The sequence below is a fragment of the Massilia sp. CCM 8734 genome, assembly GCF_011682155.1.
Classification (GTDB): Bacteria; Pseudomonadota; Gammaproteobacteria; order Burkholderiales; family Burkholderiaceae_D; genus Telluria_A; species Telluria_A rubra.
In genome coordinates this window covers 14,508-37,840 of the sequence record NZ_WHJI01000009.1, presented here as the reverse complement: position 1 = coordinate 37,840, position 23,333 = coordinate 14,508, and the positions used below count along the sequence as shown (strand labels likewise).

Here is a 23,333-nt window from a genome sequence, read left to right as displayed (position 1 = left end):
GAAAATGACGGCGGGACTAACATCCAGGGGAGAGCTCCTCGTTGCGAGGAACCTCGATTGCGTCAGGGCGCTTTGATGGCGGTACCAGCAAGGCTGGCAGCGCCTCGTTCAAATTCATTGTTCAACATGGCAGGACCGGAAGCCGACACCATCGCCAGGCTGACCGGTTTTATCCAGAACGACAAGCACCCCGAGTAAGACCCTCAGGCCGCCGGCAGCGACACGATAAAACTGCTGCCCTTGCCCGCTTCCGACTTGATGGTCAGGTTGCCGCCATGGCGCAGCAGCACATGCTTGACGATCGCCAGGCCGAGGCCAGTGCCTTGGGTTTCGCGCGAGCGGCTCTTGTCGACCCGGTAAAACCGTTCGGTCAGGCGCGCGATGTGCTTCTGGTCGATGCCGATGCCGGTATCGCTGGCCACGAACTGCGGTCCGTTCGGACCCATTTGCCAGGCCAGGTGCACGGTGCCGCCCGGCGGCGTGTAGCGCACCGCGTTCGAGGCCAGGTTGCCGAAGGCGCTGCGCAACTCTTCCGCATTGCCCGAAATGTCCGGCCCGTTCACGCTCGACGTGATCTGGTGCTTGCCGCCCGACAGCGCCCTCGCCTCCTGCACCACCTGCTCCATCAGTGCGGCAATATCGACCGATTCGCTGCGCAAGGGGTAATCCATCGATTCCAGGCGCGACAGGGTCAGCATGTCTTCGATCAGGCGCTGCATGCGGTGGCCCTGCTCGGTCATCAGTTTCAGGTGCGACATGCGCGTTTCCGGGTCGAGGTTCATTTCGCTCGACGCGATTTCCAAAAAGCCGACGATCACCGTCAGTGGCGTGCGCAGTTCGTGCGAGGCGTTGGCGATGAAGTCGCGCCGCATTTCCTCGATGCGCTGGGTTTCGGTGGCGTCGTGCGTGACCAGGATCTGGCGGCGGTTTTCGAACGGGATGATCTGGCAGATCAGCTTGCGGTCGCGAAAACTCAGGGTCAGCGGGTTTTCGTAGCGGCCGAGGATGATGTAGTCGATGAAATCCGGATGGCGGATCAGGTTGGTGACGCGCATGCCCTTGTCGCGTTCCAGGGTCAGGCCCAGGTGGCGTTCGGCGGCCGGATTGCACCATTCGAGGAACAGCACGTCGTCCATGATGGCCACGCCGTCGGGCAGCAGGTGCATGGCCTGGCGAAAACGGGCCAGCCATTCGGTCAGCTCGGCCTGGTTACGTTCGTCGTCGCGGCGCAGGCGGTACAGGCGCGAGAAAATATTGGTCCAGGAACCCCAGCCGTCGGGCAGCTTGCCGGAATGCGGGTCGTCCAGCCAGTTACCGAGCTGGTGCAGGTAGGACAGCTGGATGAACAGCAGGACGAAGACGGACAAAAAGGCGACGGCCAGGCCGTAGACCAGCCCGAACAGCCACCAGAAGACGCCCGCGCCAAGCAGGATGAAGCTCATGCGCAATAGCGCGGGGATCCAGAACAGCAGTTTGGGGTTCATGTTACGGGGGGTGTCCTTTGTTCACGCTACCCCGTCGTTCCCGCGAAGGCGGGAACCCAAGTTCGCAGCGCCGCTCGTGGCTGCTCAAACAAACTTGGATTCCCGCCTTCGCGGGAATGACGGATTGAAGGTCGGCGGTCGCAGTGCCATCGCGATGTCACTGCCGCCAACCTCTACAACATCACTTCTCCGACAGCATATACCCCACGCTGCGCACGGTCTTGATCAGCTTTTCCGATTCCTTGAGCGCCTTGCGCAGCCTGAGCACATGCACGTCGACCGTGCGTTCCTCGATCACCACATGGTCGCCCCACACCTTGTCGAGCAACTGGCTGCGCGAAAACACCCGCTCCGGATGCGCCAGCAAGAATTTCAGCAGCTTGAACTCGGCATGCCCCATGTCGATCTTCTGGCTGTCGATCGACACCGTGCAGCTGACCGGGTCCAGGGTCACCGGCCCGGCGCTCATGACCGCCTGGTCATGCTCCGGGCTCTTGCGGCGCAACAGGGCCTTGGCGCGCGCCAGCAATTCACGCGGCGAAAATGGCTTGGTCACGTAATCGTCGGCGCCATTGTTGAGTCCGGCGATCTTGTCCTCTTCCATGCTCTTGGCGGTCAGCATGATCACCGGAATGTCCTGGAAGTTGCGGTCCGAACGCATGCGCGAGAGCAGGCGCAAGCCTGTCTGGTCGGGCAACATCCAGTCCAGCAACATCAGGTGCGGCGTGCGCTGCTGCATGAATTCCCAGGCATCGGCCACATTCTGCACCGAACACACATTCCAGCCCGCTTCACGCAGGGAAAAGGTCACCAGTTCAACAATGGCCGGTTCGTCTTCTACGATTAATACAGTGGTTTTTTCGGCTGCCATCGAGATTAGGGTACAGGTTGATCGGGAATCAAAAGGGCCGGCTTGCTATGCCGGATGTCCTTGCCTTCGACGACGTAGATGACGTATTCGGCGATGTTCTTGGCATGATCGCCGATGCGCTCGATTGCCTTGGCCACCCACAGCGTGTCCAGCGCCGACGAAATCGTGCGCGGGTCTTCCATCATGAAGGTAATCAGGTTACGCATGATCGAGCGGAATTCGTGGTCGATCACCGCATCCTGGGCGATCAGCTGCAAAGCCTGCTTGCCATCCAGGCGCGCGAAGGCGTCGAGCGCATCGTGCAGCATGTCGGAGGTGGCGGTGGCAATCGTGCGCACCATTTCGTAATGGTTCACGCCAACCGCGCCGCGTCCATGCAAGTTCTTGGAAGTGCGCGCGATCTTGGCGGCTTCGTCGCCGATCCGTTCCAGATCGGTGATCACCTTGATGGTCGCCATGACCGTGCGCAGGTCGTTGGCGGTCGGCTGGCGCCGCACGATCAGGTGGCTGCAGGCGTCGTCGAGCGCCACTTCGAGCTGGTTGACTTCGTCGTCTTCCGCGATCACGCGGTCGGCGCGTTCGAGGTTACCGATGCGAAAACACGTCATTGCGTCGAGAAACTGGGTCTCGACAATGCCACCCATCAGCAACACCTTGGAGCGGATGGTTTCTAGTTCGTGATCGTACTGCTTGGATGAATGCTCGCCTATCATTGCTGCTCTCCGTAATATGTTTTGTCGTGGCTCAGCCAAAGCGTCCGGTGATGTAATCCTGCGTCTCTTTGCGTGCGGGATTCATGAAAATCTGGTCGGTTTCGCCAAACTCGACCAGCTCGCCCAGGTACATATAGGCGGTGTAGTCCGAGCAACGCGCGGCTTGCTGCATGTTGTGGGTCACGATGGTGATCGTGTAATCCTGCTTCAGTTCGCTGATCAGTTCTTCCACTTTCGCGGTCGAGATCGGGTCCAGCGCGGAGGTCGGCTCGTCGAGCAAGAGCACGTCCGGTTTCACCGCCACGCCGCGCGCGATGCACAGGCGCTGCTGCTGGCCGCCCGAGAGCGACAGGCCGCTCTTGGACAGCTTGTCCTTGACCTCGCCCCATAGCGCCGCTTTTTTCAACGCCCATTCGACCCGTTCATCCATCTCGCCCTTGGACAGGTCTTCGTACAGGCGCACGCCGAAGGCGATGTTGTCGTAGATCGACATCGGGAACGGCGTCGGTTTCTGGAACACCATGCCGACCTTGGCGCGCAGCATGTTCACATCCTGGCCCGGATCGAGGATGTTCTTGCCGCGGTAAATCACCGAGCCTTCCGCGCGCTGGCCCGGATACAGGTCGTACATGCGGTTCAGGGTGCGCAGCAGGGTCGACTTGCCGCAGCCGGAAGGGCCGATGAAGGCTGTTACTTGTTTTTCGTAAATATTGAGATTGACGTTGGTCAAACTCTGCGTCTTGCCATAAAAGAAGTTCAGGCCGGAAATCTCGATCGTCTTGTTCTTCGGCGTTACAGTAGGCATCGGTGTAGGCATAGGGCTCATGAGAGGGATCGGTCGATTATTTCGTGGTTTTCTGGCTGAACATGGTACGCGAGACGATGTTCAACAACAACACGCTGAAGGTCAACAGCAAGGATGCGGCCCAGGCCAGGTTGATCCAGTTGTCCGCCGTGCTGAGCGCGTAGGTATTAATGATCACCGGCAAGTTGGCGATCGGCGCATTCATGTTGGAACTGAAGAACTGGTTGGAGAGGGCCGTGTACAGCAGCGGCGCGGTTTCGCCGGTAATGCGCGCCACCGCCAGCAGGACGCCGGTGACCACGCCCGATTTCACAGCGCGCAAGCGCACCGTGGTGGCCACTTTCCAGCGCGGCGCGCCCAGGGCGAAGGCCGCTTCAAGCAGGTTTTGCGGCACCAGGCGCAGCATGTTGTCGGTGGTGCGCACCACCACCGGGATGGCGATCAGCGACAGCGCGACCGAGCCGGCGTAGCCGGAATAGTGCCCGGCCACGTTGACGTACATGGTCCACACAAAAATCCCCAGCACAATCGAGGGGGCCGACAGCATGATGTCGGTCACAAACCGCGTGACCTGGGCAAAGCGGTTCTCTTCGCCGTATTCGGCCAGGTAGACGCCGGCCAGCACGCCGATCGGGGTGCTGATAAACGTGGCCAGGCCGACGATCATCAGGCTGCCGAGAATGGCGTTGCGCAAACCGCCGCCCTCGGAATCGGGACCGGGCGTATCGGCCAGGAACAGGTCGAGCGACAAGGCCGAGAAGCCCTTGATCAGCAAGGTCGACAAAATCCACATCAGGAAGATCAGGCCGACCGACATGGCCAGCACCGACAAGGTGATGCCGATCCGGTGCTTCCAGAGACGCTTGCGGTAGACAGGGTTGACAATCGTCTGGCTCATTTGACGCCTTCCTTGCGTGACATTCCGGCCAGCATCAGCTTGGCTGCGGACAGGACGATAAAAGTAATGATGAACAGGATCAGCGCCGTCGCCAGCAGCGACGAGGTATGCAGCGGATGCTCGGCTTCGGCGAACTGGTTGGCCAGCAGCGAGGCGATACTGTTACCAGCGGAGAACAATGACAAGGACAGGTTATTGGCGTTGCCGATCACGAAGGTGACCGCCATGGTTTCGCCGAGCGCGCGGCCCAGGCCCAGCATGACGCCGCCGACCACACCGGTCTTGGTGTAAGGCAGCACGATCTTGCGCACGACTTCCCATTTGGTGCAGCCCAGGCCATAAGCCGACTCTTTCAGCACGGCCGGCACGATTTCGAACACGTCGCGGATGACCGAGGCGATGAAGGGGATGATCATGATCGCCAGCACCACGCCGGCGGCCAGGATCGAAAAGCCCATCATCGGGCCGCTGAACAGCTTGCCGATGAGCGGCAACTGGCCCAGCGTACTTTTCAGGAAAGGCTGGACATATTCCGAAAACAGCGGCACCAGCACGAAGGCGCCCCACATGCCGTAAATGATCGAAGGAATGCCCGCCAGCAGTTCGACGGCGGTGCCCAGCGGGCGGCGCAGCCAGACCGGGCAAATTTCAGTAAGGAATAATGCAATGCCGAAGCTGACCGGAAACGCGATCAGCAGGGCGATCACCGAGGTGGCCAGGGTGCCGACGATGGGGATCAGCGCGCCGAATTTCTGGTTGCCCGGATCCCACTCTTGGCTGACGATAAAGCCGAAGCCGAATTTGCTGAAGGCCGGCGCCGAGCCGATGATCAGCGAGACGATGATGCCGACAAGCACCAACAGGACCGTTGCCGCGAACAGCAGGGTCACTTTATGAAAGAAGAAATCTTGCATGCGCTGCTTGCGCATGGTGGAAAGCAGCGCGGCATGTTCGCGCTCATGCGCTGCGGATTTGCTCATGGCCATTGCGATAGTTGGGTTTGCGCTCATTGATTGACTTCGCCAGGTGTCCACATGATGTTGATCGCCATGATGTTGATTGATACCGATAGTGATGCTAAATGGGCAGGCGGGCCGCACACGCGCCCCTGCCCGCCCCTTGTTGTTACCAGATGGCCTTGCCGGCTGCATCTTTCAGATTGGCTTTCCAGGAGTCGCCCACCAGCTTGGTGACGCTGTCCGGCAGCGGCACGTAGTCCAGTTCGACAGCAGCGGCGTCACCATTCTTGAACGACCAGTCGAAGAACTTGATGACTTCCTTGCCCTTGGCGGCATCGGCCTGGCTCTTGTGCATCAGGATGTACGATACGCCGGTGATCGGCCAGCTGTTCTTGCCTGGCTGGTCGGTCAGCACCACGCCGAAACCTGGCGCCTTGACCCAGTCGGCCGAGGCGGCGGCGGCCTTGAAGTTCTCGTCGTCCGGTTGCAGGAACACGCCATCCTTGTTCTTGAGCTGGGTGTGCGCGATCTTGTTTTTCTTGGCGAAGGCCCACTCGACGTAGCCAACCGCACCTTTGACGCGCTGCACGGTCGAGGCGACGCCGTCGTTGCCCTTGCCGCCCACGCCAACCGCCCATTTCACGGATGCATCGGCACCGACTTTGGTCTTGAATTCGGGCGACACTTTCGACAGGTAGTCGGTGAACAGGAAGGTGGTGCCCGACCCGTCGGCGCGGTGCACGACGGTGATGTCGTCGGCCGGCAGCTTGACACCCGGGTTCAGGGCGGCGATTTCAGGCGCGTTCCACTTGGTGATCTTGCCCAGGTAGATGTCGGCGATGACCGGACCGGTCAGCTTCATGGCGCCAGGAGCGATGCCTTCCAGGTTGACGATGGTGACCACGCCGCCCATGATGGCCGGGAACTGCATCAGGCCGGCCGCGTCCAGTTCTTCGACTGGCAGCGGTTTGTCGGAAGCGCCGAAGTCGACGGTTTTTGCCTTGATCTGTTTGATGCCGGCGCCGGAGCCGACCGATTGATAGTTCATGCCATTGCCGGTTGCCTTCTTGTACGACTCCGCCCATTTCGCATACACAGGGTAAGGAAAGGTCGCACCCGCGCCGGTCATGTCCGCAGCCATGGAGTTCGCTGCCGCCAGGGCGCCAACGCCAACGATGATGGAAGCCAACAACTGTTTCATTCGCATATCAAGTCCTTGTGGGTTATACAACGTGGAATGCTGCGCAGTCTACCGCGCAAATATGACATGTTTATGACATGGTCGAAATCCTGCAAGAATCGTTTTGCTGTCTGCATGATACGCTTTGTATGTCGTCGAGGCATGTCACACAATTCACACCCCGTGTCACCGACTTGTCATATTCATTTATTACACTGGCGGCGTTTACTATTATCTATCTGACTAGTTAAAGACATAATGAAAACTGCATCGAGCACGGACCCGGCGCGCGCCAACATCTTCCTGGACCGGGAGTTGTCACAATTGACGTTCAACCGCCGTGTACTGGCCCAGGCGGAAGACACTTCCCTGCCCTTGCTGGAGCGGCTGCGCTACCTGTGCATTGTCAGTAACAACCTGGACGAGTTCTTCGAAGTGCGCGTGGCCAGTCTGCTGGCCCAAGGCAACCTTGCTGAAAATCCTGCGCTGATCGCCAACCTGGCGCGCATCAGCAACGAATGTCACAATCTGGTCAAGGACCAGTACGCGGTACTCAATACCGAAGTGCTGCCCGAACTGAAGAAAAAAGGCGTGCACCTGGTGCGCCACACCGACCGCAACGAGGCGCAGCGCGCCTGGGTGAAGGAATATTTCGAGCGCGAAGTGCGCCCCCTGCTCACCCCGATCGGGCTCGATCCGGCCCATCCGTTTCCGCAAGTGGTCAACAAGAGTCTCAATTTCATCATTTCGCTGACCGGCAAGGACGCCTTCGGACGCGGCACCGGCATCGCCATCGTCAAGGCGCCGCGCGTGCTGCCGCGCGTGATCCGCATCCCCGACGAACTGTCGACCAACGGCGGCATGTCGTTCTGCCTGCTGTCCTCGATCATCCACTCGCATATAGAAGACTTGTTTACCGGGCGCGAAGTGATCGCCTATTCCCAGTTCCGGGTCACGCGCGACAGCGACCTGTGGGTCGACGAGGAAGAAGTCAAGAACCTGCGCCAGGCGCTCAAGGGCGAATTGCAGGGCCGCCAGTTCGGCACCTCGGTGCGGCTGGAAGTGGCCAAGAATTGCGCGCCGGAATTGTCCGGATTCCTGCTCGAACAATTCGGGCTCGACAAGAGCCGCCTGTACGCGGTCGACGGCCCGGTCAACCTGGTGCGCCTGGCCGAGCTGATCGACCATGTGAAGCAGCCAGCGTTGCGCTTCGAGCCCTTCGTCCCCGGCATGCCGCAAAAGACCGCGCACCACGACATCTTCGAGCAGTTGAAAAAGCACGACATCCTGCTGCACCACCCGTTCCAGTCGTTCCAGACCGTGGTCGACTTCATCCAGGTGGCCGCGCACGACCCGTCGGTGGTGGCGATCAAGCAAACCATCTACCGTACCGGCATGCATTCGGACCTGATGGAAGCGCTGATGGCGGCCGCCCGCGCCGGCAAGGAAGTGACCGTCATCCTGGAACTGATGGCGCGCTTCGACGAAGAAGCGAACATCAACTGGGCCGACAAGCTCGAACAGGCCGGCGCGCAGGTGGTGTACGGCGTGGTCGGCCTGAAAACCCACGCCAAGGTGGCGCTGGTGATCCGGCGCGAGGATGCCGACGCCGACGGCAACCCGGGCGGCCTGCGTTTCTACGCCCACCTCGGCACCGGCAACTACCACCTGACCACCACCCGCCTGTACACCGACTTTGGCCTGTTGACCGCGCACGCCGAGATGGCGCAGGAAGTGAACGAAGTGTTCATTCACCTGACCAGCCTGACCAAGCCGCACAAGCTGACCCATTTGTGGCTGGCGCCGTTCGCGCTGCAGAGCGAAATCATCAAGGCGATCCGCAACGAAGCGAAGATCGCCCGTGCCGGCCGGCCGGGGCGGATCATCGTCAAGATCAATGCGCTGGTGGACGAATCGGTGATCCGCGCGCTGTACGCGGCCTCGCACGACGGCGTGAAGATCGACCTGATCGTGCGCGGCGCCTGCACCCTGAAACCGGGCGTGCCGGGGCTGTCGGAGAATATCAAGGTGCGCTCGATCATCGGGCGCTTCCTGGAACACAGCCGGATTTACTATTTCCGCAACGACCTGGCGCACGATGTGTACCTGGCCAGCGCCGACTGGATGAGCCGCAACCTGTTCCGCCGCATCGAAGTGGCCTTCCCGATCCTGGACAAGGCGCTGAAACGGCGCGTGATCACGGAAGGATTGAACCCCTACCTGAAAGATAACTCGAACGCATGGGAGCTCGACGCGAGCGGGCATTACCAGCGCCGCAAGGTGCGCGGCAAGCAGGTGGAGTTTTCGGCGCAGCGCCATTTGATGGAATTATTGGGCACGCACCCGGTCGATACCGGAGAGTGACAGGAGAACACGATGGATCTGATTTTATGGCGGCACGCCGAGGCGCACGATGCCGATGCGGGCCAGGACGATATGGAGCGCGCGCTCACGCCCAAGGGGCAGAAGCAGGCGCGCCGCATGGCCGACTGGCTCACCTCGCAGCTGCCCGACAGCACCCGCATCCTGGTCAGCCCGGCCCTGCGCACCCTCCAGACGGTCGAACCGCTCAAGCGCAAGTTCAAGATCGTGCACGAACTGGCGCCGGGCGCCGATCCGGAAGACGTGCTGATGGCGGCCAACTGGCCGAACGGACGCGAGCCGGTGCTGGTGGTCGGGCACCAGCCGACCCTGGGCCAGGTGGCGGCGCTGCTGCTGTCGGGGCATCCGCAGGACTGGCAGATCAAGAAAGCCAATGCCTGGTGGCTGGTGCAGCGCGAGGCGCTCGATCCCTACAGCCTGTATCTGAAAGGCGTGATGGCGCCCGACCTGATTGTTAAATAGGTCGATCGTAATCCTTGAATTGTTGTATTCACCTGCTAAAGTTTAGGTGTATCAACTAAAGGAGAAATCGCTCAACGGCGGTTCATGATCATGTTAAGCATGCTCGTCATGGCCATTTTTGGAGGAATGGTTGGCTTGGTGCTGTATGAACTGGTGGAAGAGGTTCACGGCAGCAAGCTCGACTTGCAAGACCGCTATCACGAATAGCACAGGGCTCGTTATGGGTCGATACAAAAGCGGCAAGGCCCGAGGGCGCTTGCCGCTTCTGTCATGCAGCGTCGCTCCCCCATCACGGTTGCTTATCCGCCACCGTCGCTTACCCGCCAACGTCGCTTCCCACCATCGTCGCTCATCTGCCACCGTCGCTCATCTGCCACCGTCGCTCCCGCGAAGGCGGGAGCCCAAGTTTTCTGCTCAGTCATGGGCTTCGGTGCGAACTTGGGCTCCCGCCTTTCGCGGGAGCGACGGAGACGGAGCGAGCGACGCAATACCCGCAGGGAACGGAAATATCGGAGCGCCGTTTAACGCCCGGTCTTGAACTTCGTATACGTCCTCGTCATCACCCGGCGAATATCCTGCGGCACCGCTTCCGGCGGGATCATCTTCTTCAAGTCTTCCTCCGACAGGAACACGCTCTTGTTCTCCGCCACATCCTTGCGCACGAACTTCATGCCGGCCTTGTTCGGATTGGCAAAGAACACCTTGTTGGTCAGGCTGGCCTGCACTTCCGGACGCAGAATATAGTTCATCCACAGGTGGGCATTATTCGGATGCGGCGCGTCGGCCGGAATGGCCATGGTGTCGAACACCAGCGGCGCGCCGTTTTTCGGCACCAGGGCCTCGATCTTCACGCCTTTTTTCGCATCGATGGCGCGCTGGCGGGCGATATTGATATCCCCGGCCCAGCCGAACACCACGCAAATGGCGCCATTGGCCATGTCGTTGATATACCCGGAAGAACTGAACAGGGTCACGCTCGGACGCACCGCCTGCAGCATCGTGCCCGCCGCCGCATAATCGGCCGCGTTCTTCGAATATGCCGGCTTGCCCATGTAATGCAGCGCCGCCGGGAATACTTCGGACGGCGAATCGAGGAACGACACGCCGCACGACTTGAGCTTGGACGTGTACACCGGATTGAAGATCAGCTCCCACACATTGGCCGGCATCGGCGTGGTGCCCAGCGCGGCCTTGACCTTGTCGACATTGATGCCGACCGTGGTGTAACCCCACATCCAGTCCACCAGGTGCTCGTTGTTCGGGTCCAGCGTGGCCAGCTTGGCCTGGATGCCCGGATCGAGATTGGCCAGGTTCGGCAGCTTGGATTTGTCAAGTTTACGCAGCAACTTGGCGTCGATCTGCTGGCGCGCCCACGGCGCGGTCGGCACCACGATGTCGTAGCCCGATTTACCGGCCACCAGCTTGGCGTTCAAGACTTCGTTACTGTCGAAGACATCGTAGCGCACCGTGATGCCGGTCTCCTTGGTGAAGTTCTTGATCGTGTCGTCGGCGATGTAGTCGGACCAGTTATAGATGTTGAGGACTTTTTCCTCGGGCTGCTGGGCCTGGGCCGGAACGCCCGACCAGAGTACCGCCGCCAGCGCGGCCAAACCCAGGCCGAGCCGCCGTTTCGCGTGCATGTGCCGATTGACTGCCACCATTGATGCCTCCGAATATAGATATACGCCAGATAAATGCCCCATGCGGGACGCACTGCTGGAATGATCCGGCATTGCGGCCCGGTTGGCAAGCGCCGCCGCGCAAGCGCCTTGCATGGGCGCGCATAGCTATCTACAATCTGGCCTGTTGCGGTATCCTTTCCACTTTCCCCTTCCCGGACGGCTCCAGACGATGAAAACAAGCCCTGCGACGCTCGACGCGAGCACGCCGGAACCACGCATGTACCGGGTGGTGGCCGATAGCATCGCCCAACTGATCGTCGCCGAAAGCATGCAGCCCGGCCAGCGCCTGCCCGCCGAGCGCGAGCTGTCGGCACGCCTGGGCGTGAGCCGCGCTTCGCTGCGCGAGGCATTGATCGCCCTGGAGCTGGGCGGCGTGGTCGAGGTGCGCAGCGGCTCGGGCGTGTACGTCAGCGCGCAGGCGGCGAGCGCCACCCAGGCGCCGGAGGTCGGCCCCGGACCGTTCGAAGTGCTGGCCGCGCGCCGCATGATCGAAACCGAGGTGGCCGGCCTGGCCGCCAAAAATGCCACCGATTCGGCCATCGACGCCATTCTCACCGCCGTGCTGGAAATGGAGCGCGACCACGAAGACCGCGCCAGCAACGAGCAGGCCGACCGCAATTTTCACCTGGCCCTGGCACGCGCGACCGGCAACACGGCGCTGGTGGGCGCCATCGACTACCTTTGGAACCAGCGCGGCACCTTGTGGCACAAGCTCAAGGAACACTTCCAGACCGAGGAACTGCGCAAGCAGACCTTGATCGACCATCGCAATATTCTGGCGGCAATCGCCGCGCACGATGTCGCCGGCGCGCGCCAGGCCATGCGCGCACACCTTGAACGCGTTACGCGCACCTTCTCCCGTGCGTAGGCACAGCGCGCCGGGCTTCACCTATGTGGGCCTGATGGTGATGATCGCCGTGATCGGGGTGGCGACGGCGGCCACTGTGTCGGTGGGCGAGCTGGCGCGCAAGCGCGACGCCGAAACCGAGCTGCTGTTCGTCGGCAAGCAGTACATCCGCGCCTTTCTCGAATACGAACTCAATACGCCCGACGGCCATGCCAGCCATGCCCCGTCGCGCCTGGAGGATTTGTTGCAGGACCCGCGCCAGCCGGGCATGAAGCGCTACCTGCGCCAGCTCTACCCCGACCCGATCACCGGCAAGGCCGACTGGCAGCTGGTGCGCGCGCCGGGCGGCGGCTTGATGGGCGTGCGCAGCGCCTCGTGCGCACCAACGATCCGGCGCAGCTTCGCCGATGGCGACTTCGTTTACCTCGATGGTCAAAAGCGCTACTGCGACTGGCAGTTCGCCTACGTGATGGCGTGCGGCGGCAACTGCAAGGACACCTTGCGCCCGGAAGACTGACGCTTCGAACGAAAAAAACCACGCGAACAGGGATCGCCTGTGCGCGTGGTCAAACCGGCTACATAAGCCGTCCTCTCACCTGAAACCCGATTGCTGATTATTTAAAAACGCATGCGCGAGCGATGTTGCCGGCGTTGGTGTCCTTGTTAGGCTCGTTGCCTTTCGAGGTACCGACAAACGTGGCGCAGCGCGACGACGACTTGTTCGACACGAAGTCGCTCATGGTCGCCACGTCGTAGGCCTTGGCCAGTGCCGGCAGTTTCGACGCATCGAAGCTGCTGTTTACGCCCACGCCGGCATTGACGTTATAGATCGTCACGCCGCTGATGGTGACGGTGCGTGCCGACTGGCTCGAGCAATTGCCGCACGAGCGATACAGCTTGCCGCCTTCTTCCGCATAGAAGTTGGTGATGACGATCTTGCTGTTGGCGCCATTATTCTGGAACATTTTGTCGGCCGCTTTGTAAGCCGCGCCGCCGCTGACGGTCATGGTGCCTGCGCCTTTGAGCGTAGCCGCGTCTTCCCCTACATCGCCCCAGTACACGTTCTCGATCTTGCAGTTACCGGCGCAATGGACGCCGTCGGCGCCGCCGGCGGTCAGGTTGCGGCCCGTGCCCTTGGCAGGATCGCCCAGCACCACGTTCTTGAGCGTCGCGCCGACACCCAGGTTGAAGTGAGGGATCTGGCTTTCGGACTGGCTGCCGTCCATCTTCTTGGTGTTACCCACCAGGCAAACCATCTTGCCGTATTTGACCAGGCCATCGAAGGTGGTGTTGGCAGGAACCTCGGTCGTTTGCGTGACCAGCACCTTGGTGCATGACGGGACTGCGCGCTTGCCCGGGGCGGCCGATGCGCTGGTGGCGATGCACAGTCCGATGACTGCGAAAAGAAGGGCATTGAGACGTTTCATGATAACTCCTGGTGGATGAATGAAGCAGCCATCGCCTTGCGCAGACGGCTGGATTTACAGCGAAATGCGCAGCGAAATGCGCAGCGAAATTACTGGGCCAGGTTGGTGCGCGCGCCCGCCGTTGCGATAGCTTTGGCTTTTACGCCGGCAGCGGCGCTGGCGGTGTAGTTGTAGCCGGTAGGACCGTAGGCTTTGCTGGTTTTCCAGTCGGTGGCGTTGGCGTAGGTGCCGCTGTCCGGGGCGCCCCAGGTAATGCCGCTGCCGACGAAGTTGCTGCGCAGGTCCCAGTAACCGAGCTTGGTGCTGTCGCGCGAGGTCACAGGATTCCTGACGTTCTCGAAGTAGTTCGCTTCAACCAGCGCCATGGCGCCCATGCGCACGTTGATGCCCGACGTATCGACGTTGCCGAAGTAGTTGTTGAAGAGGTGGGCTTTACCGTAACGCAGCAGCGGCAGGCGCGCCTTGACGTTCTCGAAGCGGTTGTTGTGGTAGGTGGTCAGCGAACCGGCGTTGAGCGTATCTTTGTCGGAGAATCCATTCAATGCCACCTTCTGGTAGTTGTACACGTAGTTGTACGATACCGTGATCTGGTTGGCGCCCTTCTTCATGTCGATGCCGCCGTCGAACGACGCGTCGCCGGCGCCAGGGCACGATTTGATCGAGGCGAAGATGGTGTTGTGGTCGACCCAGATCTTGCTTGGTTTGCCGCTCGAGGTGCCTTCGATCGAGATCGAATCGGCGTCTTCACCGCCCTGCAGCAGGCCGATGGTCATGTTCTGCACGATCACATTGCTCGAATCGCCGACCACACGGATGCCGAAGTTGGCCGACGAATCAGCCGCGCCGCGAATCGTGATGTCGCTCTTGTTTTTGATTTCCAGGGTCTGCGCCGGTTTTTTCCACTGCGCGCAGACGTCCTTGATGCTGGCGAAGTCGAACTTGCCCGTGTAGTTCAGCACCAGGCCACCGCTGCCCGAATACGCCTTGATTTTCGCCGCCATGTCGGCCAGCGTGGCGACATTGACCGCAGCCTTGGCGCCCCCGCCGGTGGTGGCGGCGCCGTAGCCGATTGGCCCGGCCATTGCCTGGGCGCCGGCCAAAACGGCTGCGGCAGCCAGTGTCAGTTTCAAAGTCGATACTTTCATGCGGGTTACTCCGTAAGTATTGGTGTTTTTCGAGCCACCAGGGTTACCGGGGAAAACCCCTCGCTGGCGATGTGGACCAAACGGAGCGCCGCTTTGTTGCCGTATTGCATCCGCAAAAACCATGGGGTCATGCGCTCCGCGGGCCGGCCATTTGCAAATAAATCAACGTTCGTTAGGTCTGCTGCGAGGATGCACGTTGTTATATTGTCGTGTCAATATCATGTTAAATGACCAAATGCATTATTAAGATACCAATTTTGGGGCGAGTCCCGCAAAACCTATGAGCCCGGTGTGAGATTGTCACAGTGACGATCATTGTTTATTGGCTAACGTCTTTGTATATGCATTCAATTCATATCAACGTCTGTCTGACATCGTTTTTCGTGCAAGCTGGGCAAGTGAGTGGCTATTTCAAGACCGACAAGACCTCATGCCGATAAAAATGTAAAATGCAAGATCAAAAAACAACATTTGGCCTGACCACTATAGATTATTGGTCGATTTACAATATTTTTTGGTCAGTCCAAAAAGTGAATATTCGCGAAAATGCGCGCGGCACAGGCAATTTGGCCTGACCGCACGAACTCCGTATCGGGATGCGAATCAGAGGCGGCTGAAAGGCATGCCATCGCGCGCGGCGCCCGTGGCGCCGCTGTAGAGGTTGTAGACGCCGGCGCCGTTGTCCGGCGCGACGAGGATCCAGGTCGAGGTACTTTCGGTAATCGGATCGAGCGGCAGGGAGCGCAGGTACTTGCGTTCCACCAGTTCGCCGAGCGTCTGCGGATAGCGCCCGTTATCGCCATAGAATTTGTCGATCACCTCGCGCGTGATATGCAGGTTCTCTTTGAGGACCGTTTCCTTCGACTGGTCGATACTGCGAAAAAAACGCGGCGCGGCGATCGTCAGCAGCAGCGCCAGAATCGCCAGCACCACCAGCAGTTCGATCAGCGTGAAGCCGCGCTTACCAGCGCCGGTACGCAATGCCATTGAGGCCCACCTGTTCAGAATTGGAATGCACGTCGTAGACATCTTCGCCGGGCTTGGGGTCGGCCGGATCGCTCTGGTAAGAGCGCAGGAGCCAGGTCTGTTCGGCCGGCACGGTCGGATCGGTGCTGAACGGATCGCGCGGCACCGCGCGCAGGAAGAACACTTTGCGCGCCTTTGCGCTGCGCTGGTCCGGCACGCCGTTCACCAGCGCCTGCAGGTTGGGCGGGTAGCCGCTGCCATCGAGCAGGCTGGCGATGCGGCCCTCTCCGGCCGCGCGTTTGTATTCGTCGAGCGCGCTGCGGATGTCGCGCAGGGCCAGGCGCAGCTCCTGCTCCTTCTGGCGCTGCACCGCCACCTGCGCCAACGGCAAGGCGATGGTGGAGAGCAACGCCACGATCGCCAGGGTTACCATCAGCTCGATGAGCGTGAATCCGCGCGCACGGGGCATGTCAGCCGCCGCTGCGTTCAGGCAGCGGCGCGCTGGCCGGTTGCGCCGCCGGCAGCGGCGGCGCCGGCTCTTGTGGCGCCGCATGCGCCGACTGTCCCGGCTGGCCTGGCTGGCCGGACTGGCCGGACTGGCCACGCAGGCTCGCATCGGTCCCGGCGTCGAACTCCACCTCGGCGCCGGCGCCGCGCGCCTGGTTGCGCAGCACGCGCGGCGTGATCGACAGCACGATCTCGGTCTTGGTGCGCTCGCTGCCCTTGCTGCCGAACAGCCGCTCAAGCATCGGCAGCTCGCCCAGGCCGGGAATGGCGCTTGACGAACGCTTGTCGTTTTCGCTGATCAGCCCCGCCAGCACCTGGTTCTCGCCATCGCGCAGGCGCAGCACCGTGCTGGCATTGCGCGTGCCGATCCGGTAGCCGTACGGCTGGTCGTTACTGTCGAAGATCGTGCCGAGGATGCTGCTCACTTCCAGGCTGAGTTTGATCGATACTTCATCGTCCATGTACACCACCGGCTCGGCTTCGAGCTTGAGGCCCACGTCGAGGTAATTGACCGATTGCGAGGTCACGCCGGTCGAGGTGACATTGGCCGACACGCTCGGCACCCGCTCGCCGACCCGGATCAGGGCCTTCTCGCGGCTCTTGATGCGGACGCGCGGATTGGCCAGCACGCTGACGTTATCGCGGTTCACCGACGCCGACAGGCGCATCGGGTCGACGCTGGCGAGCAAGCCCCTGGAATTGAGGTTCTTCAGGTCGCCCAGGGTGAACGGGTTGGTCGCCACGCTGCCGTCGTACAGCAGGGTGGACGCGCCGAGCGGCGTGAGGCTCACATTGCCCGGCCACTTCACGCCCAGCGATTCGAGGTCGCTGCGCTGCACTTCCAGGATCTCCACTTCCAGCATGACTTCCGGTTCGGCCACGTCGTGCAGCGCCACCAGCTTGGCGGCCATGAGGATGGTCTCGGGCGTATCGCGCAGCACCAGCATGTTGAGTTTTTCGTCGACCACGAGGTCGCGTGTCTTGAGCAGGGTGCGCAGGCTGTTGGCCACGGTTTTAGCTTCGGCGTTGGCAATGCGGAAGCTGCGGATCGTCAGCTTCTGGTAGTCGCGCTGCTTGGCCGCGTCGTTCGGGTACAGCAGCACGGTGCGCTCGTCGACGATGCGCTGCTCCATCTGCACGCTCATTAACAGATTGCGCAGCGCCTGCTCGATGGTCGTGTCCTGCAGGTTGAGCGTCACGCGCAGGTCGGCCGGCACGTCCTTGTCGAGCGTGAAGCTGATGCCCGAGGTGCGCGACATCGATTCGAGCACCGCGCGCAGCGGCGCATCCTGGAAGCGCAGACTCATTCGCTTCTGGAATGCCTGCCCCAGCGCCGCGCCGCCGGGCGCCACGGCGGCGTGATCCTGCAAGGCTTGCAGCATCTTGGCCGCGCGCGCGTTCTTCGGATAGTTGGCTACCAGCGTGCGCAAGGCGTCGCGTGCCTCCGTGCGCTTGCCGGCGGCGAGCTGCTGCTCGATGCCCGCCAGCGCCTGCGCTTGCGACTGCGCCGCGGCCAGGTTGCGCATGCCGATCATGGCCTGGTCGACGGCTCCCAGCGCGGCGGCGCGCCGGTAAGCCTCCTGCGCCGCATCCCAACCGCCGCGCGCCACGTCCCGGGCGGCCTGCGCCAGCACCCGGTTGGTCAGCTCGATGCGCGTGTTGGCCAGCAGGACGCGCGCTTCGATGTGACCCGGCGTGGCGGCCAGCATGTGCTCCAGGCGCGCCATGCCCTCTTCCAGCTTGCCGGCGTCGAGCAAGGCACGGATGTCGGGCGGGGTGGGCTGCGGTCCGGTCGCGCATGCGGCCAGCATGGCCAGGCTGCATGCCAACGCCAGGTTGCCTGCTATTTTTCTCATTCTTCTGTCCCGAAACTGATCCGGTGTTGCTTGCCGGTTTGTTGATCCTGAATGTTCACCGATTCCTGGCGCAGGGCCAGCACGCGATAACGCTTTTCGAACACGCTGCCCGCGCGCGCCAGCAGCACGGCGTCGTTGCGCAGCAAATACGCTTCGCGCACGCCGTCTTCCACCTTGAACCCGAGCAGGACGAACGGCGCTTGCGGCTTGTCGCTGGCGTCCGGGTCATCCCTTGCCGGCGGCGCGCCCTGCTCCGCCGCCGGCATGGGGCCACCGGCAAACAGGTCGGGCACCGGGCTGGCAGGATCGACCGCAGGCGGCGGCGCGCGCAGCGGCGCAGCGGCGACGGGCGTCGATTGCGGCCGGCGCGGGCGTTCGGCCACGCCCACCACCTCCGGTTCGGACGGACTGTCGAACAGCATGAGCAGGCCGACACCCAGCATCACCGCCAGCATGATCTTGAGACGGGGCGACATCAGGGCGCCTTTTCCGCTGGCGAGTCAAGCGTGAACCAGACCGAAAACAGCAGCCGCGCTTCAACCCCGGCGCCGACCGGCGCGCGGTGGATGCCAACTTCGTCAAGCGACAGGCCGGGAATGGCCTGGGCCGCCCGCAGGAAGCGGCGCACCTGCGGATAGGTGCCGGTGGCCGGCATCTGCACTTGCCAGCGGCCGACGTGGCCCGTTTCCTGGCGCCGGTAATCGGCCTGCGCGATCGTCAGTCCGTGTTCCGCCGCGAGCGCGAACAGGCGCTGCAGGGCCGCATCGGCGCGCGCCGCCGGCGGCAGTGCGCTGTGCGGCGCGGCGACCGGCACGCTGGCGGTTGCCTGTTCGTTCACCCGCATGGCCAGTGTGTCGCGCAAGGCCGCTTCCTGCGATGGCAGCCACCAGAGCCAGGCCAGCAATGCGCACAGCAGCAAGGCCGCGCCGGGCAGCATCCACAAACCGTGGCGCACCGCCAGCACCTCAAGGCGCCAGCGCAGCGCGTTCCATTGCATCATGGGGCGCTCCGGATCGGGGTATCGGGCAGCCGGTACGGGGCCGAGAGCTGCGCTTCGTAATGGAAGTTGATGCCGCCTTCGGCCGCCGCTTCGTGGCGCATCAGGCTCAGTCGCGCAAAGACCGGGCTGCTTTTCAGGGACCGCAGGTACTCCTGCAATCCAGCCACATCGTCCATGTTGGCCTGGACCTTGACCACGCCGCGCGCCAGATCGGGTTCGAACGAGTGCAGGCGCGCCTGCGGCACGCGCTCAAACGCGCCGAAGATCTCTTCCCAGGGCTGCGCGCGTTGCAGCATGGCCTGGCGCAGCAATTGCGCCTCTTCGGCCAGCGGCTGCGAGCGGCTACGCCCGGCGCGCTCGCGCTGGTCGCTCGCGGCCAGGCGCACGGCCTGCGCCGCCCTCGCCTCTTGCAGCTCGTGCTGCACGCGTACGCCGCGTCCGAATGCCAGGCCGCCCAGCACCATGGCGAGCAAGGCGAACGCCACGCCCAGCTGGGTGCCGCGCATGCGCCAGTCCCAGCGCCACGCGCCGCGCTGGTCGGCGAAGTCGATCATCATCGGCTTCATGCGGCTGCCTCCAGATGCGTCCAGCCGGCCGGCGCGGCCGGGCCGGACCAGAAGCGCGCGGCCGGCAAGGCGACACCAAGACGCGCCATTTCCAGCACCAGCAAGCCGTCGACGTCCGTACCCGGCTGCTGGCGAACCAGTTGCAGGCGCGCATTGTGCCAGACCAGCAGGTTAACCACGCCGTCGGCCGCCGCGCACCAGACGCCGTCAAGCGGCAGCGCCGCGCAGTGGCGGCTCCAATCCTGCAGCAGCGCCGGCAACAGGCGCGCCAGCGAAAACCCGGCCAGCGCCTGGCGCAGGCTGCGCGGAATAGCACACGCCAGCATCGGCGCGCCGGCCTGCCAGTCCGCTTGCAGCAGCCAGTCGGCCGGCGCCTGGCCGTACAGGGTTTCGAAGCGGGCGTCGAGCAGCAGGCGGCAGTCGCGCAGGCCGCCAATGCCGGCCGGCGCTTCGAGCAAGAAGGTACGGCTCCAGCAATCGGCCACGCGCACCGACAGGCGCGCGCGCGCCGGCAGCAGCTGCGCCAGTTCGACGCCCAGCGCGGCCCAGTCGCCGCCCGCCGCCTTGAGCGTGGTGCGCTGCGCGCCGCGCCGCAGCGCGATGGTGTGGGCGCCGATATCGACGCCGATGTTTTCAGCCTGCCAGAGTGACACGTTTGACCTCCTCCAGCGTGGTTTCTCCGGTGGCCACCAGCGCCAGCGCATCATCGAACAGGCTGCGCATGCCGGCGGCCCGGGCCAGCTCCTTGATCTGGCGCAGCGGACGGCGTTCGATCACCAGTTCGGCCAGCGCGTCGTCGAGAATCAGGATTTCGGCCACGGCGCGCCGTCCCTTGTAGCCGGTGCCACGGCACTCGCCGCAGCCCACGCCGCGCCGGAAGTTGTAGTGCGAAACGGCGGCGCGCGGCAGGCCGCTGCGCACCAGTTCCTCGTCGTGCGGCGTGTACGGGGCGCTGCACTGGCGGCACGACAGGCGCACCAGGCGCTGCGCGATCACGCCATTGAGGGCCGAGACAAACGAGTACGGGTCGATGCCCATGTGGGCAAAGCGTCCGAACACGTCGAACACGTTGTTGGCGTGGACGGTGGAGAGCACCAGGTGGCCGGTCAGCGCCGACTGCACCGCGATTTCGCCGGTTTCCTTGTCGCGGATCTCGCCGACCATGATGATGTCCGGGTCGTGCCGCAGGATCGAGCGCAGGCCGCGCGCGAACGACAGTCCCTTCTTGTCGTTGACCGGAATTTGCAGGATGCCGGGCAGCTGGTACTCGACCGGGTCTTCGATGGTGATGATTTTTTCGTGGCCGCTGTTGATTTCGGTGATGGCGCCGTACAAGGTGGTGGTCTTGCCCGAGCCGGTCGGCCCGGTCACCAGCACCATGCCGTACGGTTCCGACACCAGGCGCCGCATGGTGGCCAGGTGGTCGGGCGCGAACCCCGACGAATCGAGCGTGAGCGTGCCGTGCGCGCTGATCATCGACTGCTTGTCGAGAATCCGGATGACGGCGTCTTCGCCATGCACGCTCGGCATGATCGACACGCGCAGGTCGATTTCGCGCCCCTGCGCCTCGACCCGGAAACTGCCGTCCTGCGGCACGCGGCGCTCGGCGATATCGAGTTCGGCCAGCACCTTGATGCGCGAGATGGCCTGCTCCGCGAGCGCGCTGCCGGCCACTTGCGCGGCCTGGGCGAGCACCCCGTCGATGCGGTACTTGGTGAGCATGCCGCCGGGCGTACTTTCGAAGTGGATGTCCGATACGCCGGACTTGAGCGCATCGTACAAGGTGGAGTTGACCAGCTTGACGGCCGGGCTGCCGGCGTCGCCCAGCGAGGCATAGGAGAGGCTTTCCATCAGGCGCGCGCAATCGCCCTCGCCTGCTTCGCCCATCACGAGCGAGTCGACCGAGCGCACCGATTCCTCCTGCTTGGACAGGTAAGCATGCAGATCGGCCGGCAGCGCCAGGCGCCAGCGCACCGGGGCCCCGGCCAGGGTTTCGACCCACACCTGCAGGTCTTGCGCGTAGGGGTCGCACAGCACCGCCCACAAGCCGTCGGCGCCCTGCAGCAGCACGCACTGGCGTTGCTGGGCGCGCGCCAGCGGCAAGCGCTCGAACAGCGGGGTACAGGCCAGCATGGCCGCCATGTCGATCGCGGGCAGGCGGAACACATCGGCCGCCTGCGCCAGCAGCAGGCGCGGCTCCGACCGGGTCAGCGCTTCGAGTTCGGCAAAAAAGGCGCGGCCCGACTGGCGCGCGTTGTTTTGCGCGGCGCGCAGGGACGCCATCATGGGCGCCATCTCGACCGGGTTCATTGCAGGGTCCCGGCAAGGTCGAAGATCGGCATGTACAGCAGCACCACGATGGCGCCGATGACGACGCCGATGGCCGCCATCAGCACCGGTTCGAAGGTCTTGCTGAATTTTTCGATCCACAAGGTCGTTTCGGCGTCGTAGAACAGCGCGGCGCGGGTGAGCATCAGCCCCAGTTGGCCGGAGCGCTCACCCACGCGCAGCATGCGCAGCGCGATCGGCGTGGTCAATCCGTTCTGTTCGAGCGACTCGGAAAAGCTGCCGCCCTGAGCGATGGCGTGGCGCGCCGCCGCCAATGCGCCACGCCGCCCCGGCGAGATGGCGCCGCTAACCATGTCGAGCGCCGACACCACGGCGATGCCGCCTTCGAGCAGCATGCCGAGGGTAAGGTACAAGCGCGCCAGTTCCAGGATGTGCATGCGTTCGCGCACGCCCGGCAGGCGCGTAAACAGCTGCATCAAGTGGCCGGAGCGGTGCATGCGGCGCAGCCAGAAGAACAGCGCCGCGCCGATGCCCGCCATGGCCAGCAGGATCGCCATGCCATGGCCGGCGACGGCGCCGCCCCACTTGATCAGCCACTGCGACAGCATCGGCAGTTCGCGTCCGCTGCCCTGGTAGACGGCGGAGAACTTGGGCACCACGTACCCGAGCAAGAACATGCTGACCGCGCTGCCGACGGTGAGCAGGATGACCGGATAGATCGAGGCGCTGACCAGGCGATTGCGCACGCCATCGACGCGCACCTGGTATTCGATGTAGCGCGTGAGCGCCTGCGGCAGGTCGCTGGTGCGCTCGGCCGCCTTGACGATGCCGCCGAACAGGGGCGGGAACGACTCCGGTTCGGCCGCAATCGCCACCGAAAAGCGCAAGCCGTCGCGCATGCGCGCCAGCAGGCGGGCCAGCAGCGCGCCGGTATCGGTGTGGGATTCTTTTTCGCTGAGCGCTTCCAGGCTTTCGACCAGGCCGAGGCCCGCTTCGAGCAGGGCCAGCAACTCCTGGGTGAACAGCATCAGGGAAAAGGTCTTGCCGCGCCGCTGGGCCTGCAGCGCGAGCGGCCGCACGTCGAGCACCGTCAGGCGGCGTTCGACAGCGGCGCGCGATGCGGCGACGGCATCGCTGGCGTCCAGTTCCAGCATCTGGACCCGGTTGTCGGGTCCCACGGCACGAATCGCGAAGCGCACGGGCGGATCAGCGCGCGAGGCTGGCGACTGGGCCGCGCAACTGCCGGCGTGGAAATGGATTCATGCTGCCCCTGCTTTCAAAAACATCTTGGTCG

24 protein-coding genes are annotated in these 23,333 nt (G+C 63.1%); 5 read left to right on the top strand and 19 right to left on the bottom strand.

Translation table 11 applies throughout. The features are described 5' to 3' along the window. Window positions 1-203: 203 nt before the first annotated feature. From phoR to pstS, 7 genes are all read right to left on the bottom strand, one after another. Window positions 204-1,484 (bottom strand): phosphate regulon sensor histidine kinase PhoR, encoded by a 1,281-nt coding sequence (phoR, locus tag F2P46_RS10490; protein ID WP_166888587.1) that lies wholly within the window; start codon window positions 1,482-1,484, stop codon window positions 204-206. Between the two features lie 181 nt (window positions 1,485-1,665). Further along, window positions 1,666-2,355 carry a response regulator gene (locus tag F2P46_RS10485; RefSeq protein ID WP_166888586.1) on the bottom strand — a complete coding sequence of 230 codons (690 nt, stop codon included), beginning with the start codon at window positions 2,353-2,355 and terminating at the stop codon, window positions 1,666-1,668. A gap of 5 nt (window positions 2,356-2,360) precedes the next feature. Then, entirely contained in the window at window positions 2,361-3,068 is a 708-nt protein-coding gene (phoU, locus tag F2P46_RS10480) for a phosphate signaling complex protein PhoU (protein WP_166870092.1), read from the bottom strand. A 31-nt stretch (window positions 3,069-3,099) separates the two neighbouring features. Next, window positions 3,100-3,885, bottom strand: coding sequence for a phosphate ABC transporter ATP-binding protein PstB (gene pstB / locus F2P46_RS10475; RefSeq protein WP_187362493.1), 786 nt, complete (start codon window positions 3,883-3,885; stop codon window positions 3,100-3,102). Window positions 3,886-3,910: 25 nt separating this feature from the next. Next, complete coding sequence (pstA, locus tag F2P46_RS10470) at window positions 3,911-4,771, bottom strand: phosphate ABC transporter permease PstA (RefSeq protein ID WP_166888580.1); 861 nt, start codon at window positions 4,769-4,771, stop codon at window positions 3,911-3,913. Continuing rightward, window positions 4,768-5,751: a phosphate ABC transporter permease subunit PstC gene (gene pstC, locus F2P46_RS10465; RefSeq protein WP_229509217.1), complete on the bottom strand. Its 984-nt coding sequence runs from the start codon at window positions 5,749-5,751 to the stop codon at window positions 4,768-4,770. Before pstC ends, pstA begins: the two co-directional genes overlap by 4 nt. A gap of 145 nt (window positions 5,752-5,896) precedes the next feature. Continuing rightward, window positions 5,897-6,937 (bottom strand): phosphate ABC transporter substrate-binding protein PstS, encoded by a 1,041-nt coding sequence (gene pstS / locus F2P46_RS10460; RefSeq protein ID WP_166888577.1) that lies wholly within the window; start codon window positions 6,935-6,937, stop codon window positions 5,897-5,899. Window positions 6,938-7,168: 231 nt separating this feature from the next. Between pstS and ppk1 the strand changes: the two genes are divergently transcribed. From ppk1 to F2P46_RS38235, 3 genes are all read left to right on the top strand, one after another. Next, entirely contained in the window at window positions 7,169-9,274 is a 2,106-nt protein-coding gene (ppk1, locus tag F2P46_RS10455) for a polyphosphate kinase 1 (RefSeq protein ID WP_166888575.1), read from the top strand. A 12-nt stretch (window positions 9,275-9,286) separates the two neighbouring features. Continuing rightward, the gene (gene sixA / locus F2P46_RS10450) at window positions 9,287-9,754 is read left to right on the top strand and encodes a phosphohistidine phosphatase SixA (RefSeq protein WP_166888573.1); all 468 of its coding nucleotides are present in this window, start codon (window positions 9,287-9,289) and stop codon (window positions 9,752-9,754) included. 84 nt (window positions 9,755-9,838) lie between these two features. After that, window positions 9,839-9,961, top strand: coding sequence for a hypothetical protein (locus F2P46_RS38235; protein ID WP_267875850.1), 123 nt, complete (start codon window positions 9,839-9,841; stop codon window positions 9,959-9,961). A gap of 314 nt (window positions 9,962-10,275) precedes the next feature. On the opposite strand, the gene F2P46_RS10445 is transcribed toward F2P46_RS38235, so the two are convergent. Next, on the bottom strand, window positions 10,276-11,394 hold the full coding sequence (locus F2P46_RS10445) for a polyamine ABC transporter substrate-binding protein (protein ID WP_229509216.1): 1,119 nt from the start codon (window positions 11,392-11,394) through the stop codon (window positions 10,276-10,278). Between the two features lie 211 nt (window positions 11,395-11,605). Here F2P46_RS10445 and F2P46_RS10440 point away from each other — a divergent pair, with 211 nt between their 5' ends. Together F2P46_RS10440 and F2P46_RS10435 are read left to right on the top strand one after the other, a co-directional pair. Further along, window positions 11,606-12,304: a FadR/GntR family transcriptional regulator gene (locus tag F2P46_RS10440; RefSeq protein WP_166888569.1), complete on the top strand. Its 699-nt coding sequence runs from the start codon at window positions 11,606-11,608 to the stop codon at window positions 12,302-12,304. After that, a complete protein-coding gene (locus F2P46_RS10435) occupies window positions 12,297-12,800 on the top strand; it encodes a type II secretion system protein (protein WP_166888567.1) in 504 nt (167 codons plus the stop codon). Before F2P46_RS10440 ends, F2P46_RS10435 begins: the two co-directional genes overlap by 8 nt. Window positions 12,801-12,897: 97 nt before the next feature. Here the strand turns inward: F2P46_RS10435 and F2P46_RS10430 are convergent, their stop codons facing one another. The 11 genes from F2P46_RS10430 to F2P46_RS10380 all read right to left on the bottom strand — a co-directional run bounded on the left by F2P46_RS10430 (window position 12,898) and on the right by F2P46_RS10380 (window position 23,238). Beyond that, the gene (locus F2P46_RS10430; RefSeq protein WP_166888564.1) at window positions 12,898-13,710 is read right to left on the bottom strand and encodes a pectate lyase; all 813 of its coding nucleotides are present in this window, start codon (window positions 13,708-13,710) and stop codon (window positions 12,898-12,900) included. A gap of 89 nt (window positions 13,711-13,799) precedes the next feature. Beyond that, complete coding sequence (locus F2P46_RS10425; RefSeq protein ID WP_166888561.1) at window positions 13,800-14,855, bottom strand: polysaccharide lyase family 1 protein; 1,056 nt, start codon at window positions 14,853-14,855, stop codon at window positions 13,800-13,802. Between the two features lie 603 nt (window positions 14,856-15,458). Then, the gene (locus F2P46_RS10420) at window positions 15,459-15,842 is read right to left on the bottom strand and encodes a prepilin-type N-terminal cleavage/methylation domain-containing protein (RefSeq protein ID WP_166888558.1); all 384 of its coding nucleotides are present in this window, start codon (window positions 15,840-15,842) and stop codon (window positions 15,459-15,461) included. Beyond that, entirely contained in the window at window positions 15,817-16,290 is a 474-nt protein-coding gene (locus tag F2P46_RS10415) for a type II secretion system protein (RefSeq protein WP_166888556.1), read from the bottom strand. Before F2P46_RS10415 ends, F2P46_RS10420 begins: the two co-directional genes overlap by 26 nt. A gap of 1 nt (window position 16,291) precedes the next feature. Then, window positions 16,292-18,184 carry a secretin N-terminal domain-containing protein gene (locus F2P46_RS10410; RefSeq protein ID WP_166888553.1) on the bottom strand — a complete coding sequence of 631 codons (1,893 nt, stop codon included), beginning with the start codon at window positions 18,182-18,184 and terminating at the stop codon, window positions 16,292-16,294. Then, entirely contained in the window at window positions 18,181-18,660 is a 480-nt protein-coding gene (locus tag F2P46_RS10405) for a hypothetical protein (RefSeq protein WP_166888551.1), read from the bottom strand. The genes F2P46_RS10410 and F2P46_RS10405 overlap by 4 nt, the downstream gene beginning before the upstream one ends. Continuing rightward, window positions 18,660-19,184, bottom strand: coding sequence for a type II secretion system protein GspM (locus tag F2P46_RS10400; RefSeq protein WP_166888548.1), 525 nt, complete (start codon window positions 19,182-19,184; stop codon window positions 18,660-18,662). The genes F2P46_RS10405 and F2P46_RS10400 overlap by 1 nt, the downstream gene beginning before the upstream one ends. After that, on the bottom strand, window positions 19,181-19,750 hold the full coding sequence (locus F2P46_RS10395; RefSeq protein ID WP_166888545.1) for a hypothetical protein: 570 nt from the start codon (window positions 19,748-19,750) through the stop codon (window positions 19,181-19,183). Before F2P46_RS10395 ends, F2P46_RS10400 begins: the two co-directional genes overlap by 4 nt. Beyond that, on the bottom strand, window positions 19,747-20,403 hold the full coding sequence (locus tag F2P46_RS10390; RefSeq protein ID WP_166888542.1) for a hypothetical protein: 657 nt from the start codon (window positions 20,401-20,403) through the stop codon (window positions 19,747-19,749). The genes F2P46_RS10395 and F2P46_RS10390 overlap by 4 nt, the downstream gene beginning before the upstream one ends. Continuing rightward, on the bottom strand, window positions 20,384-22,060 hold the full coding sequence (locus tag F2P46_RS10385) for a GspE/PulE family protein (protein WP_166888540.1): 1,677 nt from the start codon (window positions 22,058-22,060) through the stop codon (window positions 20,384-20,386). The genes F2P46_RS10390 and F2P46_RS10385 overlap by 20 nt, the downstream gene beginning before the upstream one ends. Further along, a complete protein-coding gene (locus F2P46_RS10380; RefSeq protein ID WP_166888537.1) occupies window positions 22,057-23,238 on the bottom strand; it encodes a type II secretion system F family protein in 1,182 nt (393 codons plus the stop codon). Before F2P46_RS10380 ends, F2P46_RS10385 begins: the two co-directional genes overlap by 4 nt. Window positions 23,239-23,333: the final 95 nt, after the last annotated feature.

Coding starts and splice junctions, on each gene's coding strand:
- phoU (WP_166870092.1), bottom strand. CDS start 3,068: ATGATAGGCGAGCATTCATCCAAGCAGTACGATCACGAACTAGAAACC.
- F2P46_RS10405 (WP_166888551.1), bottom strand. CDS start 18,660: ATGTCGCCCCGTCTCAAGATCATGCTGGCGGTGATGCTGGGTGTCGGC.
- sixA (WP_166888573.1), top strand. CDS start 9,287: ATGGATCTGATTTTATGGCGGCACGCCGAGGCGCACGATGCCGATGCG.
- F2P46_RS10400 (WP_166888548.1), bottom strand. CDS start 19,184: ATGATGCAATGGAACGCGCTGCGCTGGCGCCTTGAGGTGCTGGCGGTG.
- F2P46_RS10425 (WP_166888561.1), bottom strand. CDS start 14,855: ATGAAAGTATCGACTTTGAAACTGACACTGGCTGCCGCAGCCGTTTTG.
- F2P46_RS38235 (WP_267875850.1), top strand. CDS start 9,839: ATGATCATGTTAAGCATGCTCGTCATGGCCATTTTTGGAGGAATGGTT.
- F2P46_RS10420 (WP_166888558.1), bottom strand. CDS start 15,842: ATGGCATTGCGTACCGGCGCTGGTAAGCGCGGCTTCACGCTGATCGAA.
- F2P46_RS10395 (WP_166888545.1), bottom strand. CDS start 19,750: ATGAAGCCGATGATGATCGACTTCGCCGACCAGCGCGGCGCGTGGCGC.
- ppk1 (WP_166888575.1), top strand. CDS start 7,169: ATGAAAACTGCATCGAGCACGGACCCGGCGCGCGCCAACATCTTCCTG.
- F2P46_RS10445 (WP_229509216.1), bottom strand. CDS start 11,394: ATGCACGCGAAACGGCGGCTCGGCCTGGGTTTGGCCGCGCTGGCGGCG.
- F2P46_RS10385 (WP_166888540.1), bottom strand. CDS start 22,060: ATGAACCCGGTCGAGATGGCGCCCATGATGGCGTCCCTGCGCGCCGCG.
- F2P46_RS10430 (WP_166888564.1), bottom strand. CDS start 13,710: ATGAAACGTCTCAATGCCCTTCTTTTCGCAGTCATCGGACTGTGCATC.
- F2P46_RS10410 (WP_166888553.1), bottom strand. CDS start 18,184: ATGAGAAAAATAGCAGGCAACCTGGCGTTGGCATGCAGCCTGGCCATG.
- pstS (WP_166888577.1), bottom strand. CDS start 6,937: ATGCGAATGAAACAGTTGTTGGCTTCCATCATCGTTGGCGTTGGCGCC.
- pstC (WP_229509217.1), bottom strand. CDS start 5,751: ATGAGCAAATCCGCAGCGCATGAGCGCGAACATGCCGCGCTGCTTTCC.
- pstA (WP_166888580.1), bottom strand. CDS start 4,771: ATGAGCCAGACGATTGTCAACCCTGTCTACCGCAAGCGTCTCTGGAAG.
- phoR (WP_166888587.1), bottom strand. CDS start 1,484: ATGAACCCCAAACTGCTGTTCTGGATCCCCGCGCTATTGCGCATGAGC.
- F2P46_RS10485 (WP_166888586.1), bottom strand. CDS start 2,355: ATGGCAGCCGAAAAAACCACTGTATTAATCGTAGAAGACGAACCGGCC.
- F2P46_RS10415 (WP_166888556.1), bottom strand. CDS start 16,290: ATGCCCCGTGCGCGCGGATTCACGCTCATCGAGCTGATGGTAACCCTG.
- F2P46_RS10440 (WP_166888569.1), top strand. CDS start 11,606: ATGAAAACAAGCCCTGCGACGCTCGACGCGAGCACGCCGGAACCACGC.
- pstB (WP_187362493.1), bottom strand. CDS start 3,885: ATGCCTACACCGATGCCTACTGTAACGCCGAAGAACAAGACGATCGAG.